The organism is Lysinibacillus sp. UBA6686 (assembly GCF_002455205.1).
In the GTDB taxonomy this organism is placed as follows: Bacteria; Bacillota; Bacilli; order Bacillales_A; family Planococcaceae; genus Lysinibacillus; species Lysinibacillus pakistanensis.
Window position 1 is genome coordinate 1 of sequence record NZ_DKJS01000052.1, and the last position, 18,243, is coordinate 18,243.

15 protein-coding genes and 3 pseudogenes are annotated in these 18,243 nt (G+C 34.5%); 13 read left to right on the forward strand and 5 right to left on the reverse strand.

The window, feature by feature from the left end; translation table 11 throughout:
* Positions 1 to 192: 192 nt before the first annotated feature.
* Positions 193 to 504 (reverse strand): annotated as a pseudogene (locus B2R82_RS13620) (PaaI family thioesterase); the annotation flags it as partial.
* A gap of 78 nt (positions 505 to 582) precedes the next feature.
* Here B2R82_RS13620 and B2R82_RS13625 point away from each other — a divergent pair.
* On the forward strand, positions 583 to 1,068 hold the full coding sequence (locus B2R82_RS13625) for a GyrI-like domain-containing protein (protein WP_286925381.1): 486 nt from the start codon (positions 583 to 585) through the stop codon (positions 1,066 to 1,068).
* A 64-nt stretch (positions 1,069 to 1,132) separates the two neighbouring features.
* On the opposite strand, the pseudogene B2R82_RS13630 reads toward B2R82_RS13625, so the two are convergent.
* Positions 1,133 to 1,990 (reverse strand): annotated as a pseudogene (locus B2R82_RS13630) (DNA-3-methyladenine glycosylase family protein).
* A 159-nt stretch (positions 1,991 to 2,149) separates the two neighbouring features.
* Here B2R82_RS13630 and B2R82_RS13635 point away from each other — a divergent pair.
* From B2R82_RS13635 to B2R82_RS13650, 4 genes and pseudogenes are all read left to right on the forward strand, one after another.
* On the forward strand, positions 2,150 to 2,863 hold the full coding sequence (locus B2R82_RS13635) for a 2OG-Fe(II) oxygenase (protein ID WP_286925382.1): 714 nt from the start codon (positions 2,150 to 2,152) through the stop codon (positions 2,861 to 2,863).
* A 63-nt stretch (positions 2,864 to 2,926) separates the two neighbouring features.
* Positions 2,927 to 3,028 (forward strand): annotated as a pseudogene (locus B2R82_RS13640) (AraC family transcriptional regulator); the annotation flags it as partial.
* Positions 3,029 to 3,068: 40 nt separating this feature from the next.
* Positions 3,069 to 4,313 (forward strand): MFS transporter, encoded by a 1,245-nt coding sequence (locus tag B2R82_RS13645; RefSeq protein ID WP_286925383.1) that lies wholly within the window; start codon positions 3,069 to 3,071, stop codon positions 4,311 to 4,313.
* Between the two features lie 11 nt (positions 4,314 to 4,324).
* Positions 4,325 to 5,569: an ATP-grasp domain-containing protein gene (locus B2R82_RS13650; RefSeq protein ID WP_286925384.1), complete on the forward strand. Its 1,245-nt coding sequence runs from the start codon at positions 4,325 to 4,327 to the stop codon at positions 5,567 to 5,569.
* 581 nt (positions 5,570 to 6,150) lie between these two features.
* Here B2R82_RS13650 and B2R82_RS13655 read toward each other — a convergent pair.
* Positions 6,151 to 6,489 (reverse strand): winged helix-turn-helix transcriptional regulator, encoded by a 339-nt coding sequence (locus tag B2R82_RS13655; RefSeq protein ID WP_286925385.1) that lies wholly within the window; start codon positions 6,487 to 6,489, stop codon positions 6,151 to 6,153.
* A gap of 342 nt (positions 6,490 to 6,831) precedes the next feature.
* Between B2R82_RS13655 and B2R82_RS13660 the strand changes: the two genes are divergently transcribed.
* The gene (locus B2R82_RS13660; RefSeq protein ID WP_286925386.1) at positions 6,832 to 7,383 is read left to right on the forward strand and encodes an NAD(P)H-dependent oxidoreductase; all 552 of its coding nucleotides are present in this window, start codon (positions 6,832 to 6,834) and stop codon (positions 7,381 to 7,383) included.
* Between the two features lie 32 nt (positions 7,384 to 7,415).
* On the forward strand, positions 7,416 to 8,129 hold the full coding sequence (locus tag B2R82_RS13665) for an SDR family oxidoreductase (RefSeq protein WP_286925387.1): 714 nt from the start codon (positions 7,416 to 7,418) through the stop codon (positions 8,127 to 8,129).
* Between the two features lie 970 nt (positions 8,130 to 9,099).
* Here B2R82_RS13665 and B2R82_RS13670 read toward each other — a convergent pair.
* Positions 9,100 to 9,375 (reverse strand): YqhV family protein, encoded by a 276-nt coding sequence (locus tag B2R82_RS13670; RefSeq protein ID WP_286925388.1) that lies wholly within the window; start codon positions 9,373 to 9,375, stop codon positions 9,100 to 9,102.
* Positions 9,376 to 10,200: 825 nt separating this feature from the next.
* Between B2R82_RS13670 and B2R82_RS13675 the strand changes: the two genes are divergently transcribed.
* The 4 genes from B2R82_RS13675 to B2R82_RS13690 all read left to right on the forward strand — a co-directional run bounded on the left by B2R82_RS13675 (position 10,201) and on the right by B2R82_RS13690 (position 13,716).
* Complete coding sequence (locus B2R82_RS13675) at positions 10,201 to 10,698, forward strand: RNA polymerase sigma factor (protein WP_286925389.1); 498 nt, start codon at positions 10,201 to 10,203, stop codon at positions 10,696 to 10,698.
* Positions 10,685 to 11,803 carry a hypothetical protein gene (locus tag B2R82_RS13680; RefSeq protein ID WP_286925390.1) on the forward strand — a complete coding sequence of 373 codons (1,119 nt, stop codon included), beginning with the start codon at positions 10,685 to 10,687 and terminating at the stop codon, positions 11,801 to 11,803. The genes B2R82_RS13675 and B2R82_RS13680 overlap by 14 nt, the downstream gene beginning before the upstream one ends.
* Positions 11,804 to 12,201: 398 nt before the next feature.
* Entirely contained in the window at positions 12,202 to 13,143 is a 942-nt protein-coding gene (locus tag B2R82_RS13685) for a rhodanese-related sulfurtransferase (RefSeq protein WP_286925391.1), read from the forward strand.
* 429 nt (positions 13,144 to 13,572) lie between these two features.
* Complete coding sequence (locus tag B2R82_RS13690; RefSeq protein WP_286925392.1) at positions 13,573 to 13,716, forward strand: hypothetical protein; 144 nt, start codon at positions 13,573 to 13,575, stop codon at positions 13,714 to 13,716.
* A gap of 861 nt (positions 13,717 to 14,577) precedes the next feature.
* Here B2R82_RS13690 and B2R82_RS13695 read toward each other — a convergent pair.
* Positions 14,578 to 16,029 (reverse strand): PLP-dependent aminotransferase family protein, encoded by a 1,452-nt coding sequence (locus B2R82_RS13695; protein WP_286925393.1) that lies wholly within the window; start codon positions 16,027 to 16,029, stop codon positions 14,578 to 14,580.
* A gap of 139 nt (positions 16,030 to 16,168) precedes the next feature.
* Here B2R82_RS13695 and B2R82_RS13700 point away from each other — a divergent pair, with 139 nt between their 5' ends.
* Positions 16,169 to 17,215: an ornithine cyclodeaminase family protein gene (locus B2R82_RS13700; protein WP_286925394.1), complete on the forward strand. Its 1,047-nt coding sequence runs from the start codon at positions 16,169 to 16,171 to the stop codon at positions 17,213 to 17,215.
* A 30-nt stretch (positions 17,216 to 17,245) separates the two neighbouring features.
* Positions 17,246 to 18,115, forward strand: a complete 870-nt coding sequence (locus B2R82_RS13705) for a PhzF family phenazine biosynthesis protein (protein WP_286925395.1) — start codon at positions 17,246 to 17,248, stop codon at positions 18,113 to 18,115.
* Positions 18,116 to 18,243: the final 128 nt, after the last annotated feature.

Below are 18,243 nucleotides of genomic sequence, written 5' to 3' on the forward strand. Positions count from 1 at the left end.
ACCTACAGCTTCATATGCAAGCAAAAACAACTTCAGAAATGCTTTAAATAATAGTAAAAACAGCGTTCTTAGATAGTAAGTGCGCTGTTTTTACTATTATAGCTTTATAAATATGTTCGATAATTGATGATAATGTTTGTTAGACATCATCTTATTGATACTCGAGTGGTGAATTGTACTTAAACTGAGGGGCGGTTTTAGGAAATCTACATTCATGTTAGCCGTTACAAATCGAGGCGGCTCTGCTCCATCACCAATTTCATGTCCATTTTTATGATGCAACGCAAGCGCAGCAGATCCATGGCAATCGATTAAAGATGCGAGTAAACCACCATATAAAAATCTAGAGATACCCATATATTTGGAATCAGGTGTAAAGATGGTAACCGTCTTATGCCAACCAGTTCGAAGGTGATGTCCATCCTTATTCAGTCGACCACACCCACCAAGCTAATCGTCTGGATAAATATCTTGTATTGCTTTTTCTACTTTGAATTCTTCCATTCTACTTCCTCTTATATTGTGAAATTTCGCTATATTTGAAATAATTGTTATTACTTAGGGGAAAGGGAGGTAGATAACTTGAGTTTTCAAATTATAACATTACCAGCCTATCGGGCAGTAGGATTAAAATGGGAGGGAACGTTCTCTGAAATCGTACCTCATTTAAAAAATGTCATTCAACAAGCTCAAGACCGTGCCGATGAGTTAGAGAATAGAGTGAATCCTACTATCCAATTAGGTTTGTCCTATCTTGTAATGGACAATGGATTCGCATATTACGCAGTGTATGAAGTGAGTGAGGAGCAGGAAATTCCTGAGGGAATGATCGAAATATCGGTTCCTGAATGGACGTATGTGAAGACGACTCATCAAAAAGGAAAAGATATTCAAAAATCCTATACGGACTTACATCAATGGTTATTTGAGAGCGACTATACCGTATTTAGAGAAGCTGGTGTAGAATACTATGATCCTTATATGCCGATTAAACATGAACATCATCCAGTTGATCAAGATCCGAACGATCCGCATTTTGATATTTATATACCGATTGTAAAAAAATAATGTTTTTTATTATACAATCAGGCTCATAAAAGGTTTAAAAGTATCCGTTTTGAATTATCTTTTATCAGAACGGATTCCTTTTATTGCGCCATAAATAAAAGGTAGCGTATGATTCCCAGTTTTTCCACGGACACGATAATTCTAATATTTCATCTTTTGTAGGTTTACGGTCCATAATTCGTAATATTTTTATTGAATTAATTAGACCCATATCATCGATTGGAAATGCTGTCTGAAACCTAGGGCAGCGCATTAGAACATAATTGGCTGTCCAAGGACCAATTCCTCGTATTTTTAGTAAGTATTTTTCAGCATCCTTAAAGTTCATATTCATTAATTGTTCCCTCGATAATTCTCCATTTGCCATTAATTTAGCAATGCCACTGATCATTTGTTCGTACGAAGGGAAAACTCAATACTTTTTATAACTCCATTCGACTGAATCCCCATATTTTTCTACGAATTGCCTCTTTAAGGAGTACGCGAAGGTTAAGTTAATTTGTTGCCCTAAAACTCCCCAGCATAAAGCTTCAAATAAATCGGGAATGCCTAACTCGCAATCCATAGAATTTTTGAGCAGGCATATTCAGTAAGGGGTCTGTTTTTGCCATTTCAAAAAATGTCGTTAAATCGTTATTTAGATCAAACCACTTATGAATATAGTTCACAATCTCTTCTCGTTTCCACTTTTCAATAGGTCTAGAATCATTTAAAAATTGAACATTCATTTGTTTATTATTCATTACATTTATCTGTACTAATGACCGAATTTCCCCAATAGCTATAACTTTTGTTATGACATCATTCTCTATAACATACATGCATTCATTTTTTTCCTTGTTAGATAGCCTAGGTTTGCAACTATATCAAAATCTTCGGGTAATGTAATAACTATCACATCATTGACTTCAAACCATGTCATTTTTCATTCTCCTCATCTTATTAAGAGTAATTTTACTTTATTACATCATAATCTTTTGTTATTTTGTTATCTTGCTATTACATTCTTAACACCTTATTTTTTTAGAATGATGGGGTTATAGTGTTATTTATCAAGAATAATAAATAGGAGTGAATAAAAGTGATCCAAGATATTAAAACACGTATCGCAAACTTAAATTGGGATTCAATTCAAAGTGATTTAGATGAGCAAGGATTTGCAAATCTTCCAGTGATTTTAACAAAGGAGGAATGTGAATACTTCATAGAATTGTATTGTGAGGAAGAGTCATACCGAACAACTATCAATATGATGAGATACCGCTTCGGGAATGGGGAGTACAAATATTTTTCCTATCCATTACCTGAAATTATCCAAAGTTTAAGAGAGTCCTTTTATGTAGAATTGGTCAAAACAGCCAATCGATGGTTGGGTTATTTAAAGAAAACAGAACAGTTTCCAGATCATCTTCAAGATTTTTTGAACACCTGTGAAAAATATGAACAAACTAGACCGACACCCTTACTATTAAAGTATGAAACAGGAGGGTTTAATTGTTTACATCAAGATCTATATGGCGACCTATTTTTCCCGTTTCAAGTAGTATTTGTTTTAAATCAACGAGATAAAGACTTCTGCGGTGGAGAATCTCTATTAGTGGAACAAATTCCTCGTGCTCAGAGTAGGGGACATGTCATTACTTTAGACCAAGGTAGTGCACTAATCTTTCCTACTAACTATAGACCTGTTCTAGGTAAAAAAGGTTATTACAAAAATACAGTTCGGCACGGAGTAAGCACGGTTACTTCTGGAGCACGATACGGTCTTGGAATTATTTTTCACGATTCTAAGTAAAATTGAAATTCAATATCTTGTTATTTAAATCCAGAGAGTATATTGAAAGGAGAGGTGAGATAAATAGTGGATAGTATCAATAACGGACATAAAGAGAGCCATGAGTATAGAAATTTGAATGATGGAGAAATGTTTACAGATGAAAAGTGGCAAGCAATTATCAGCGTACAATAATCAGATATTCTGTAAATCATAGAGGTGTCACATGAAAAATAACAAATATTTTAATTTTTACAAGCTCTGGCTAGGACAGTCTATCAGTTTGTTAGGTACCCAGTTTACAGTAGTAGCTTTGCCTCTTTTTGCATTAGAGGTACTAGAAACAAGTGAGGCGAATGCTGCCATGCTTCGTGGAATTATATTTATTCCTTACCTAATTTTCGGATTAGTAGCCGGTGCTTTGATAGACATCCTTCATAGAAAAAAGGTTTTGCTAATTTGTAGTATATGTCAAGGTGTTTTATTTTTATCAGTATTCATACTGACTGTAACAAATATAATAACGTTCCCTTTACTGGTGATTCTCATGTTGTTAAACGGAATATTTACCACGTTTTACAACATAGCAATTCCTTCTTTCTTACCGGAAATATTACCAGGTAAAGACAACTTGAAAAAGGGAAATGCTCAACTAGCCCTTTCAGAGTCTCTTTCTATTGTAATTGGTCCTATGCTAGCAGGGATCGTTATTACTCTAGTTGGATTAACAGGCTTATTCACTGTTGACGCAATAACGTATTTTGTTTGTTTTTTGTGTGTATTATTTATTTCAAAGTTTAAACCGCATACAGAAGGCTCTTTAAAAAACGTAAATATAAAATCGATACATAAAAACATATATGAAGGTTTGATATATTTTAAAAGCCACCCTGTATTAGAACCAATTATAAGCTGTGGCGCTGTTTACGGTTTTTTCAAGTACATACTAAATAGCATTTTAGTAATATTCCTTTATAAGGTAATGGGTCTATCTGAGCTTGAAATAGGCTTTGTTATAGGTTCGGCAGGCGTGGGATTTTTAATAGGTAATACGATCCTCGTAAAAAAAAGTCAACAAATTAATAATACAAACATGCTTATTTATAGCGCTACTGTATCAGTTATCGGACTGTCCTTAATACCAGTAATGGGATATTTAGGAACCGTTTACGGAATAGTAGCTGCAAGTATCCTACATGGTATGGGAGAAGGTGTATTTGGCCCTTACGCAGCAACCTTACGACAACTTGCTTCACCAAGTCACATGCTGGGCAGAGTAAATGCTGTACAGCGTACGCTCAATTGGGGAGCTTGGGCATTAGGAAGTTTTGCAAGTGCATTTTTAGTTTCTATAGTTGGGCTTCAAACAACTCTATTTATAGGAGGCTTCGGAACATCATTATGTTTAATAGTGTTGGTAAGACGAGGCATATCAAAAGGGACCAACCTTGAATATTCAGGTTCAATTTAGAGGAGATGATGATGGATAAGATTTCAAAAGAAACTATATCACATGTTTTATTTATTGGAGGTTGGACTAAACCCATACAAGATGCTTTAGACAGGGGATATACTGTTTCGTATATTGGGTCTTACAGTAAACACATATATTTCGATGGAACTATCTTAGAAAAGTGTTTCTATAAAAAAGAAATAGACACAACAAACATTCCCGTGAGTGTGTACTATGCTGAAGAATTGTTCAAAGAGAAACCATTTGATGTGGTTGTATCTTTCAACGAAGCAGCCTTGGATACGGCTAGCATCATTGCAAAGATTCTTAATGTTAAAGGATTTTCTTACAACGCAAATATGATAACCCGCAATAAAGACATAATGCGTGAACTTCTAGCAGGCAAAGACTATTCGATAGATTCGCTGGTTTGCAAAAACATAAAAGATATTAGTGAATTTTTGCATAAAAAAAATAGTATGATCATAAAACCTGCGATTGGCGCAGGTGGTAAAGGTGTATCTAAGCTAGACATAGGAGATGACATAGAGGGATTTATGAAAGATAATGGTATTCACTTACCTATTTTAGTGGAAGAGTACGTTGAAGGAGACGTAGTTTATACGGTCGAAGCCGTTTCTTATAACAAAAAACATTCTATACTAGCTATATCAGCTGAAATATTTAAAGAAGATACGTTTTTAATCAACTATACTATTATGCCAGCACCTCTAGAAGAATCTCAAAAAAAATTAATCATTGACAAAGTAATGCTATTTTTGGACGACATGCAACTGGAAGATGGCATTACTCATACAGAAGTAAAGCTAGACAAACAAAATAAGCCAATTATCATAGAGTCTCAAGTTAGGATAGGTGGAGGTAACATTTGGAAAATGGTAGAACTTACAACCGGCATATCTCAATTCGGATACTATTATGATGCATTAGCCACTAGGACTCTAGATGAATTTAGATGTGTCCCTTCAAAATGTCAAGCTATGTCTTTAAGCTTGATTCCAAAACCAGGTTGCCTAAAAGAAATCAAGTATGAAGGGTTAGCTAACATATCCGAGATCGTATTCGTTGATCTATTAGTAAAAGAGGGCGACACCATACCAACTATTGTAGACAGTACAGGGCGCAAAGGATATATATTATTTACGGCTAATAATATAGAACATATGTATGAATTAGCCAATAAAATATGTGACAATATAACATTTGTTTATCAAGATTTGTCAGAGTGGAAGCCTTCTTTTAAAAAAATATAAAAAAGATCATCACACATGACGCGGGTCCTTTTGAGGCTTTCACGAATGCCCATATTTATTTTGTAAACATGGGAATCACGTATATTAGGAAGGAAAGGTTAAAGTCGTACGATAAAATCATATTAATTCATAGTTTATAAAAAGTTCTATTTTAAGCATTTATATCTTGTGTAGTAGAATTCTTATTATGAGGTAATGATCTCTTTGTAAATTATAAATTGGAGTTGTGACCATTTGTTTAGAAAAATAAGCAAATTTTTAATTTCAAGCCTTCCGTAAAACACGGAAGGCATTTATTTTGCGCTTTGAGAACGATCGAGAAAGGCATTGGTGCGTGTTACTGAATCTCGATAAAGCTTTAACCAAATAATCTAAGATAAAAAAGGGTCACTTGGGATAGGAGTGACCCCTAGTAACAATTCGGAGGTGTAAGGCTAAAATAGCTTTACATTACTATTAATATGCCTTGATAGCGTAGTTGGTATAGTTCATAGCCTGAGAAATAGATGTTAGAAATAAAAAAGCTCTGATATGGTTCATATTAACTTACCAAAATTTAAAGAATGACTTATCTTAATTTTTTATAAATTTAATCCAAATCTCTTTAATTCAATGAAAATACCTTCCAATTGTTTTCCTTTGTCTGTTAACGTATATTCCACACGAGGGGGAACCTCCGGGAAAACCTTTTTATTCAATATCCCATGATCTTCTAGTGTCTTAAGACGAAGTGAAAGTGTTTTCGGGCTAATTCCATTCATTGATTTCAATAGGTCACTAAATCGCATTGTTCCTTCTATAAGCAAATCACGAACAATTAAAAAAGTCCATTTAGTCCCAATCACGTCGAGCGTTTTAGCAATGGGGCAAGTCTCACCTGGTGCTCCTTTGGTCAATACTACCGGCTCAATAACACTCATCCAAACATCTCCCTAAAATTTTTGACTAATTTACCTTATCATATCACAATAGTATACTTTCAGAAACTTTATGAATTAAATATCACTACTTCCATAAATGAAGTTACTATATTTATAATATCGTTGTACATTATTATTTCTTCCCTTATTGAGAAGGTGATAAAAATCATTACAAGAAATCAACGAAACAAGCTACTGTTGTGTAACTCATTGCTTTATTAATTAATGCTTTTGCTATTGGTACGTCATCATGAGTATTCTCCCAGAGCAAACGATTTGATTTTTACCTTAAGTGCAGTAGGGTTGTCGGTTTAGGCGGAGAATTGAAGGAGCAAGAAAACGATGAAAAATATACTTATTATTAACGGTCATCAGAAGTATAGTTCAGCAGAGGGGAATTTGAATCAAACATTGATGAACAAAATGGTCAGTTTTTTAAGTGAAAAGAACAATGTAAAAACAACAATTATTCAAAACGGCTATAAAATCGAAGAAGAACAACAAAAACTTATATGGGCTGATATTGTCATTTACCAAACACCTATTTATTGGTTCAGTGTCCCGGGCTTATTGAAGACGTATATGGATGAAGTATATGCTTATGATTTATTTTTTAGGGGGGCTAATGAGTATGGAAAAGGCGGGTTATTGACTGAAAAGAAATATATGTTTTCGATTACCTGGAATGCTCCTGAAAAAGCATTTAACGATCCAAACCAATTTTTTGAAGGGAGCAGCCTAGAAGATGCATTAATTCATTTACATCGTATACAGAAATTTCTCGGAATGAAACCTTTACAGAGTTTCTCCTGTTATGATGTAGTCAAAAATCCGAAGGTTGAAAAGTTTGTATCCGATCTTGAATTACACCTACAAGCGGTATTGAATTTTTAATCTATTAAGTAAACCTATAAGGAGAGAAAAACATGTTAAAAGATAAAAAAGTTGTAATTATCGGTGGAAGCTCTGGGATTGGTTTGGAATCAGCTAAACAACTAATAGCTCAAGGGGCAGAAGTAATCATTGCCAGCCGTTCCGAAGATAAATTACAGAATGCAAAAGAGCAACTAGGAGTTAGAGCAACGGCTTATATTCTAGATACAACGCAAGAACAGCAAGTCCAATCTTTCTTTGAAAAGATTGGCCAGTTCGATCATCTTGTGGTAAGCGCAGCAGAAACATCCAGCGGGTTATTCCTCCAAACGGATACAGCCCAAGCCCGGAAATTATTTGAAAATAAATTCTGGGGACAATATTATGCAGCGAAATACGGTGCTTCAAATATTTTACCAAACGGTTCAATCATTTTATTCTCTGGAGTTGTAGCCTACAAATCTATAGTTGGGTCAGCAATTCTAGGGGCAGTCAATGCGGCTATTTCGAATCTAGGCCAGACTTTGGCATTAGAACTTGCTCCAATCCGAGTAAACATTGTTTCACCGGGTATCATTGATACACCTTCCCGTAGCAAAATGCCAGAAGAAGCACGTAATAACTTCTATAATACAGTTGAAAACAAACTCCCTGTGAAACGAGTAGGAAAAGCTGAAGATGTTGCACAAAGCGTACTATATTTGCTACAAAATAGTTTCGTGACTGGAACCGTTCTTCATGTAGAAGGCGGTCACATTTTAACTTAAGCCAGCAGCTAAGGAAGATAAATTCCCTAAACAGGAAAAAACGCTATTCTTTTTGTAGAACTATACTGGGCACTGACCTAAAAAAATGAAACAAATAAAAACACCTTTCGTTGAATAACGAGTATTGTACCTTATCAAATCAACGCGGAGGTGTTTTTCTATGGGGACAAGAGTGAGTTATCCAGTAGAGGGGAAAATGAAAGCAATTGAAATGAGACTAGCAGGGACTCCGATGTAAAGGTAAAAAGGTTCAAGGTTTGTATCGAAGAAGTTAAATTTAATGGCAGATATTTTTTTATCGGAAAAAATTGAAGGGGATTTTTGAACTGGACAAGATGAAGAGTACACTGAAAAAATAGAGGAACTCATTTACCAATATATAAGTAGAGGTCGAAAATGTTTCGATTGATGTTAAGCCGAAAGAAGTTGCTTTAAAGATTCATTCTTTATTCAAGTAGAAAACTACCTGATGCAGTGTAGTATTAAACTGAGAATAGAAATTATAAAAGGGTCACTGAGTTAAGGTGACCCTGAATGAGAGAGGTTGTGACGGTCAACCAACGCCACAACCGAATAAGTGCGTGCGATACACTCAATATAAATTTGTGCAGGTAGTGGTTACTTATACATAAAAAAAGATATTATTCAGAAAGGACAGAAAATTATGACTAATAAATGTTAATGGAGTTTAACAAGGATTATGAACGGAATGTCCATTTTGCTGTGAAGAAGTAAATAATAGTTAGTGACTAGTTTAGTGATCGTGCTAAAAAGGAAATCAGTACAGAAGGAAAGGAACTTAGGTCCGAAATGGAGGTTGTGCAAAATAAAAAACTTACTAATTTTGTTTCAACATGTTGTTTCATATTCGGACCTTTGCTCACGTGTTCTATCATAATTATTAACTAGAGTGTGTCAATTTAAAATTAACATCATTTGCAAAACATTCTTTTTTAGGAGTACTTTATTATTACTTAACATGTGAGCTAATAATAATAAGAGTAATTCCCGTAAATAGGCAAATGATTCTCGTCACAGGAATTTTATCTGCTAGTCCAAATAATGCAATTGCTGTCGTTACGATTAAAACTGTTGGACCAACCAATGCAAGCATTGTATTAATAAAGAATGCTTTTTCTAAATTATTCAACTTTAGCATCAACAATCCAGCACTTACTTCAATACTTCCAGACAATACACGTAATATAACCATAGCAAGAACCGATTTTTCAATAATTGTCATCATCCTATCTTTATAGAAAATTTTCGATTATATTATAATTCCATCACTAGGATAATTATAGACTTTCTGCTTTAATGAGAAATACTAAAATCAATGTATGTATGATTCGCATCAAATATACTTGTTATAGTATGCTGATGTTAATTTAATAGTGATTTTCTAGTTAAAAGTTCAAAGTATTTATTAATATCATTGAACCGAGAGATGATTCAAATAATTTGTGAATCAGCAACCATTAAAATATTGACTCCATGTACATTGCCATACCGATCTACTACTCCACCTTTATCAATAGGGGCCATACTTTTAAGGAAAGCGTCTTTATTTATGGAAAGGGCCATTTAATTGAGGAACATTACGATAAGAAATATACTATACATGTTTTTATGCAAATTAAAAGAACAACCCAGCAAGTATAAATGCTGTTACATCAACTGTTTGTGCAATATAAATAATAGTCCTCGCAAAAAGGCACGAACGTTGATTAACAACCTTCATGCCTTTTTGTTGTATTTCCAAACTTTTAATTGAACGTTATTTAGGTTTATTTTAAATTAAGTTTCCACTGTAACACTTAATTAAGTAATCCCTGCTATAACCAATTATTCCCTAAGTTAACATTCTGAAGTTGGAATAATACATAGGCAACTGTTTCATCATCTAAATGACTATAAGTAGCATCAAATACTGCTAAAACAGCAATCTTTTTTAAGTAAGCACTTAAAATGTAACTATAAAAAGGATATTCTAAAAATATTTTCAGGAGATTGAACAATTTTTTAGGAAACGAGCGTCTAAGTAGTAGGATTGAAACGAGGTGAGTTGTCGTTGGAACAAATCGTAGAACAATATGGTGAATATTTATATCATCTTAGCTATTTATATATGAAGGATTTTCAGCTTGCGGAGGAGATTACACAGGACGTACTAATGAAGTATTTATTACATAAAGAAGATTTTAGAAAAGATGCTTCATTGAAAACATATTTAACCCGTATCGCTATTAATTGCTGTCACGATGAACTACGTAAACAAAAGAGAAAATCATTTATTTCAAAACTTTTACCACTAGGCAGAACTGAACCCTCCGTAGAGCAAACATATATAGCAACTGAAGATTTTGCAACTTTAAAGCAAATTGTCTTCGCATTACCACTTCATTATAGGGAAGTCATTATACTGTTTTATTATGAAGAATTTGATGTTTCTGAAATTGCAAGTTTATTAGATGTATCACAAAACACCGTTCGTACAAGGATTCGTCGAGCTAGAGAATTGTTGAAAACAAATCAGGAACTGGAGGCAATATTTAATGAAGGAATTTAAAGCCAAGCTAAAAGAAGAATTGCGACAAGATGCCCCATTTACAAACGACATAAAGCAACGCCTATTGCAGCCTAAACCAATAAAAAGAAAGTGTAACTGGCAGGTCGTCTCAGTATCTATTGCAGCTTGTTTCATTATTGGGTTAATGCTTTTCGTTGAATTTTCTCAAAAAAATAACCTACAAACAGCTAGTCAGCAAAATGAGCTACTACCGATTGTCGATGATGTTTCCTCTTTAGACGTAATTGAACCGAAATATGCCTATCTACTTGGGGAACAATGGATGCTGCATTTTTTGCCAATGATTATCGATAAGGAAGCCACGATTACGTATGGAGATTATATTGCCTTTTATGGAACTGATGGGCTTGTAGTATCGACTGTATTAGGATTAGGTAATGATCATGTAACAATGAATCAAGGGCAAATTTTAGTAGATCATACCGCATTAAAAGTTCATGGATTAAATGAGCAAATAAAAAAAGAGGATATCAATGACCCATTTAAGAATCCTTACTTTTTTCATAATTTGGGAACAAAGCCAGAACCATTCATTGACAAATCGATTTCGACGAAAGAAAAAGAATTTGTTGTTTATGACAATGACGAAGGCCACACGATTATGAAAATTAATGAAGGGCAATTAGTAGGTAAGGTCATAGGATTCCAAAATTTTGAGCTAACATTTGAATTGACTGAACAGGAGCAGCAAGTTTTTGATGCCTTTAAAACGGATTATAATGTTGAAAAGTTAAAAAATATGACACCACAAGCGATAACTAAAATGTTTTTATTGAGCGATATTGAAAAAGATTATGAAACATATGAAGCATTGTTTACAACAAATATGAACGAAGAAACAGAAAGTGTTCGAAGATATTATGAGAAAACGAAAATCGTACGTCAGGAGTTGTTTACAGAGGAGATAAATCGCCTTATTATTGCAAACCTCTTTGCTGGGATAGAAAATGCAGAGTTTGAGCAGCAAACAGATACAATCGGGGTTGTAAAATTTATTTCAATTGAAGGAACACAAAAAGGGCTAGGTATGGAGAAAAATGCACAAGGAATTTGGCAACCATCCTTTAGTAGAGGAATCTATTAGCTTTTAAGAAAGGACATCAATTCACTCTTAAATGCTTGCATTGATGTCCTTCTGATTCTGTTTGGGCGCATCAAAAATACCTTTCCAAAGCGTCATTTAGCAATTTTCGTTCATATTCTATTATAATCTGACTCCGTTACTAAAATCGTATTTAGGAAGTCTTTTATGCTTAGCATCATATATATGAGGAAGCCTTATACAACAATCGGGCCAGATTATGGAATAACACTTTTTAAAAAGATTCGCTGACTACTTCACAAATTCTTTGAAAACAATTTTCATACCTATTTCAGTCTAATTACCGATAGCATATTAAATGAATATCCTGTATGGTTAATAGGTCGTAAAAGACACTATCAGGTATATCCTGCAAATATATGAAATGATAGGTGGAAACAATGAATTATCAAGTTTTATTATATTACCATTACACGAAGATTGAAGATCCAGCTGCGTTTTCGGCAACACACTTAGCCATGTGTAAAGAAATCGGTTTAAAAGGTCGTATTTTAGTAGCCAATGAGGGCATTAACGGTACTGTTTCAGGTACGATTGAGCAAACAGAGCAATACATGGCAAACATGCAAGCAGACTCATTATTTGAAGGCATTGTCTTCAAAATTGATGCGGCAGATGGGCATACATTCAAAAAAATGCACGTACGTCCACGTCCTGAGTTAGTAAACTTAGGCTTAGAAGAAGACGTAAACCCACATGAATTAACAGGTCGCTACCTGTCACCAGAACAATTCCTTGCTGAAATGCAAGATGAAAATACAGTAGTATTAGATGTTCGTAACACGTATGAATACGATGTCGGCCATTTTCGTGGCGCGATTCGACCAGATGTAAAAAACTTCCGTGATACACCAGAATGGGTACGTGCAAACCGCGAGCTATTCGAAGGGAAAAATGTTTTAACATATTGCACGGGTGGGATTCGTTGTGAGAAGTTTTCAGGCTGGATGAAACGTGAAGGCTTTGGCGATGTCGGTCAATTACATGGCGGTATTGCAACATATGGAAAAGACCCTGTTACGAAAGGCCAATTATGGGACGGTCAAATGTACGTATTTGATGAGCGTTTAACAGTGCCAATCAATCAAGTAGAGCATGTGATTATCGGTCGAGATCACTATGACGGTGAACCTTGTGAACGTTACATTAACTGTGCAAACCCTGAATGTAACAAGCAAATCATCGCATCTGAAGAAAATGAAGCAAAGCATTTAGGTGGCTGTACCATCGAATGTACAAAGCATGCGCGCAACCGCTACATCGTGCGTCACAATTTAACAGAAGAGCAAGTAGCTCAAGCAATTGAGGCGTTACAAGCATAAGCATGAAAAGCTGTCTAAACATAAAAAACGTCATTTAATATCTTTCATAACCTCAACCAACTATATAGAGGTACTTAAAACACTCTATGTAAGTGTTCAAACTATCCATTTTTCCAAATTGGAATAGTCTGCTCGCTTACTCTGGGTGTTTTTTCTTTTGTAGGGAAAAAGTAAATGACTAAATGTATGCGTTGGAACGCAGGATGTAAAAAATATACAAGTAAAGGGATTTCTAAAGAGGATTTAGCCACAAATTTTGAATATTACGGTAAAATTATAACTACACGAGACAGTGTATATAAGGGTGAATTTTTTACTAGGACTAGTGAAGTGAGAACACTTATAAATTAGAGAGGAGCATGGTTAAAATCATGCTCCTTTTTTACGATAAGAGGAAATGAGATCAAGTACCTCATTAATATCTGTGTAGTGTATTTAATTTCTACTATCCCACCAGTACCAGTAACTGCAGGTGATCGTTTATTAATGGTATTTTATATTTCATCGGTACCAGGGGAAACTGCAGTTGATATTATTCTTGGTAATGCGAGTGCAGGAATTAATATTGATTAAAACACAATGCCGTTCTCATTCATTCTTAATTCTTGTAGAATTGTTTTATTCAGTTCAATCTATCTTTTTATGAAGCCGGTGAACCTTTATATAAGTGATTATCGGTTGTTTTTTTACTTAATTTAATTTAGGGATACAAGCCTATTTTAATTGTAAGCGGAGTGTGTAACTGGTAAAATACCTCTAATTTAGCCAGTAATGCTTCTTTATTTACTACTTCTTGAAAACCTTTCATAATAACATTTATCCGAGATAAAATCATTCAGAGAAAACAGCTTAAAAGAAAAGTATGCCATAAATGATGTAGCGTGAAACGGGTAGGTGGGAGGCCTGTTTCAACACATCTTTAAAGATGACATGTAAAACCCAGCGGATCTAAGGCTTTACGATTTTTATTTAGAAATACAGGTTCTGATCTTAAAGAAGTATCCAAGCCCTCCTCCACGCCCAAATAATTTTAGTTTACATAATATAAATACCTTGGTCACAACTTTCTTATTATCGAAAGCTTCCTATAATTTAACGTTCAAAAGGGGATTATTCGTTTAAATAATACTAATTATCGTTTAATGTAGATTTGTCCAATATTCATAAGAGTGAACAAATAAGCTGGTTGATACTATATCTTAACAAAAGATAAAAAGTTGATATGGAGTATTTCTCCTTATCAACTTTTTTATTATCATGAAATGATTTTGTGGATAGTTTAGTCAAATTAGTTGGTAGCAACATCAAAGAAATTAATGATTCAAAACTTCAGGAACTAGAGGAGCTGATGATGCTTTCGAATCTCATACAGTGGTAATTCAATATTCATTTTAATAATTATCTACAATATTTAAATCTCTATATAAATAAAACTTAAAAAATTTGTTCTGCTACCAATTCTGAAAGAGTTTTAATTCCGTAGTCAATTTCATTTAAGGATGCATAAGAATAAGAAATTCTTAAATATTGATCAGAGTGAAACTCATACAAATCTCCAGGGTGAACAAGTATTTTTCGACTTAAGGCTTTAGTAAAAAGCTGGTACATGGATATACCTTCATTTAACTTAAGCCAGATGAAATATCCGCCCCTAGGGATGTTCCATGTACCGATGCCGGTAAAATATTTCTTTAATGCTTCAAGAGCAACATCTCTTCGGAGCTTAACATTTTTCCTCATTATATCGTTATGCTGATAATAAAGACCACTAGAGAATAGTTCTGTGGTTACACTCTGGGAGAGTGAGCTGGTTCCATAATCCGTTTGCATTTTTATATCTGCCAATCTTTCAATGACTTTTTCTGATCCAACAATCCATCCAATCCTAAGACCAGGACTTAAATTCTTCGATATCCCACCAGTGTATAATACAAGTCCATTGTTATCAAATGCCTTTATTGGCTGTGGAGGTTGTTCATCAAACCAAAGCTCCCTATATACATCATCCTCGATAATAGGCAAACGTTCCCTATCACACGCATCAACAAGCGTTTTTCTTCTTTCAAGTGACATGACGCTTCCGGTAGGATTTTGAAAAGTAGGTATTGTAAAAAGCATTGCTCCTTTTCTCCGCCTATGTCGATCAATCAATTCTTTTATTTCTATGCTTTCTTCATCCAGCTTAATTCCCGAAAGCTGCATTCCTAAGGATTGAAAGGTTCTAAGAGAGTATAGGTAGGATGGCTTTTCAACATATACTACTGAGTTCGTGTGCAAAAGGCCAAGGGAAATAAGCTGCAGTGCCTGCAAAACACCAGAGGTAATCAAAACTGAGGATGGATCAGCTTCTATCCCTATTGTTTTTAGGTATGTGCATACCTCTCTTCTTAGATGGATATTTCCTTTTGGTTCTTCATAACCCAGCGATCCCGTAGACTTAGACAATTTTTTTAGTACGCCCTGAATCATTTTGTTAGGTATTAATTCAGGGGAAGGTTCGCACGACCCCATTCGGATGATATCAGGTTGGAATTCAGCCTGATTGATCTGCTGCATTATATTTTGATTTGTTTGATGTAATCCCGAAGATATATAGGGAAGCCAATTATGTGATTGATTAATGGACATTAATGTCCATGTATTGTTTATTACTTTTGTACCACCACCAGCATTACCGCTAATAAGGCCTTCAGCTGCCAGCTCTTCAAGGGCAGATACTACGGTACTTCTGTTTACACTGAAAATTTCAGAAAGTGTCCGCTGACTTGGCAATTTGAAACCAACCGGCCATTCTCCAGTTGCTATTTTATCTTTTATGAAGTTAACAATCTGTATATTCAATCGATCAGGACTATTTCTATCAGGTCTCCAGTTGATATCCAACATAAAATTCCTCCAAAATCATAGTACTTTTACTCTATCATTTGGTTGGTTAAATAACAACCAAGAATGGTTGGAGACTTTTTGTTGTTGTTCAAATACAATTACAAAACAGATATTAAAATTTAAAAGGAGAATGATAACTATGGTACCAATAAAAATTCTAAGTAATACTGATGTTAAGAACATTCTTGATATCAAGAATACAGTAGCATGTGTAGAAAAAGCCTATGCGCTTAAAGCCAACAATCAGGCGAGACTATTCTCCATGGTATCTGAGGTGATTTTTGAGGGTAGGGCAGACATGGATATTAAATCAGGGATGCTTAATGAAGAAGATGTGTTTGGATTAAAACTCGTTTCATGGTTTGGTGATAATAAAAATCAAGGACTTCCAGCTATAACAGGGCTGAATATGTTATTTGATTTGAAGAATGGATTTCCTAAGGCAATGATCAACGCAAGTTATTTGACAGGAATGCGTACTGGAGCAGCAGGTTCAATAGGCGTGAAACACCTGTCAAAACAAGATTCAAAAACACTAATGATTGTTGGTACAGGAGTTCAGGCGATTTTTCAAATAGCAGCCACTCTATCTCAAATTCAGACAATAACCAAGGTATATATATATGACCCCATAAAATATGAAAATGCATCAAAATTACAGTATTCAATAAAGACGGAACTAGAAAAAATCAAAAATGATATCAAAGATACTTATAATAAGAGCTGGAAACAAAGAATTGAGTCAGTTCAGTTTGTAGCTGTAGAAAATCCAGTGAAAGCTTTGGAAGAAACCGATGCAGTAATTACAATAACGCCTTCGCGAAAACCACTGATTTTTAAGGAGTGGATTAAGCCAGGCATACATTTCAGCTGTGTAGGGGCAGACATGACTGGAAAACAGGAAATAGATGAAAAGATCTTTGAGGTAGCTTCTGTATATGTAGATGATATTACACAAGCATCGACAGTCGGAGAAACACAAAGTGCTATAAGGGCTGGTATATTAGGCAAAAACAATTTGACTGAAATCGGACAATTCATACTTGGAAATGCGAAAGGACGTACAAGTGATGAAGAAATTACGATTTTTGATAGTACTGGCATAGCATTGCAGGATCTTGCAGTTTCAAAATATATTGTATCAAAAGCAGAAGAGATGAATGTTGGGACAATCGTGCAAATATAAAATCGATATACAATTTGGAGGGATCATATTATGAAGTTAAAAGTTTATATATTAAATTCATTTGCAAAATCCATTGAGGGAGGGAACCCTGCCGGAGTGGTACTTAGCGCTGATTATCTATCAGATGAGGACATGAAAAAAATAGCAGGTATCATCGGTTTTAGTGAGACTGCTTTTGTCATGAAGTCAGACCTTGCTGACTTCAAGGTTAGATTCTTTACACCTAATGAAGAGGTTGATCTTTGTGGCCATGCAACGATAGCAGCGTTCTATACACTTTCAAGCCAAGGATATATTAAACCAGGAAAATATTCTCAAGAAACAAAGGCTGGAATTTTAAATGTAGAAGTAATGGAAGACCTATCAATTATGATGGATCAAAATGCTCCAAGCTATTTTGAAATAATAGACAAGGAGGAAATTGCAGATTCCTTAAATATTACTATAGATGAAATGTTGGAGGATCTACCAGTGCAAATTGTATCTACTGGCCTTAGGGATATTCTTGTACCGATTAGAAACTTAGATATATTAAATTCTATAAAGCCAGATTTTGCAAAAGTAACAAATATCAGCAGTAAATATAATACCATTGGTTATCATATTTTTACCCTTGAATCACTAAAGGATTCAAATGCTCACTGTAGAAATTTGGCACCTTTATATGGAATTCCAGAAGAATCAGCAACTGGTACATCCAATGGTGCTCTTTCATGTTATCTATATAAATATGGTAAAATCAAACCTGAACATGTTATTAATATATCTGTTGAACAAGGTTACTGTATGAAAAAACCTTCGGAAATAGTTATAGCGTTAACCACTCAAGGGAAAGAAATTATTGAGGTAAAGGTAGGCGGAAAAGCATTGAATTTGTCTGAAACAGAAGTTGAAATATAATTGTAGAATAAAAAATTCCAATAAATTGAAATAATAGGATGAGGCTGGGACATAAATAGCTTCAATTGATGAGAAATTCGAATTTGAATGAATTCAAATTCGGATTTCTCTATTTTTTTATGTAGTCT

Excerpts from the sequence above, each read along its gene's own strand:
- B2R82_RS13645 (WP_286925383.1), top strand. The coding sequence starts at position 3,069 with ATGAAAAATAACAAATATTTTAATTTTTACAAGCTCTGGCTAGGACAG.
- B2R82_RS13705 (WP_286925395.1), top strand. The coding sequence starts at position 17,246 with ATGAAGTTAAAAGTTTATATATTAAATTCATTTGCAAAATCCATTGAG.
- B2R82_RS13660 (WP_286925386.1), top strand. The coding sequence starts at position 6,832 with ATGAAAAATATACTTATTATTAACGGTCATCAGAAGTATAGTTCAGCA.
- B2R82_RS13670 (WP_286925388.1), bottom strand. The coding sequence starts at position 9,375 with ATGATGACAATTATTGAAAAATCGGTTCTTGCTATGGTTATATTACGT.
- B2R82_RS13695 (WP_286925393.1), bottom strand. The coding sequence starts at position 16,029 with ATGTTGGATATCAACTGGAGACCTGATAGAAATAGTCCTGATCGATTG.
- B2R82_RS13680 (WP_286925390.1), top strand. The coding sequence starts at position 10,685 with ATGAAGGAATTTAAAGCCAAGCTAAAAGAAGAATTGCGACAAGATGCC.
- B2R82_RS13665 (WP_286925387.1), top strand. The coding sequence starts at position 7,416 with ATGTTAAAAGATAAAAAAGTTGTAATTATCGGTGGAAGCTCTGGGATT.
- B2R82_RS13650 (WP_286925384.1), top strand. The coding sequence starts at position 4,325 with ATGGATAAGATTTCAAAAGAAACTATATCACATGTTTTATTTATTGGA.
- B2R82_RS13700 (WP_286925394.1), top strand. The coding sequence starts at position 16,169 with ATGGTACCAATAAAAATTCTAAGTAATACTGATGTTAAGAACATTCTT.
- B2R82_RS13655 (WP_286925385.1), bottom strand. The coding sequence starts at position 6,489 with ATGAGTGTTATTGAGCCGGTAGTATTGACCAAAGGAGCACCAGGTGAG.
- B2R82_RS13685 (WP_286925391.1), top strand. The coding sequence starts at position 12,202 with ATGAATTATCAAGTTTTATTATATTACCATTACACGAAGATTGAAGAT.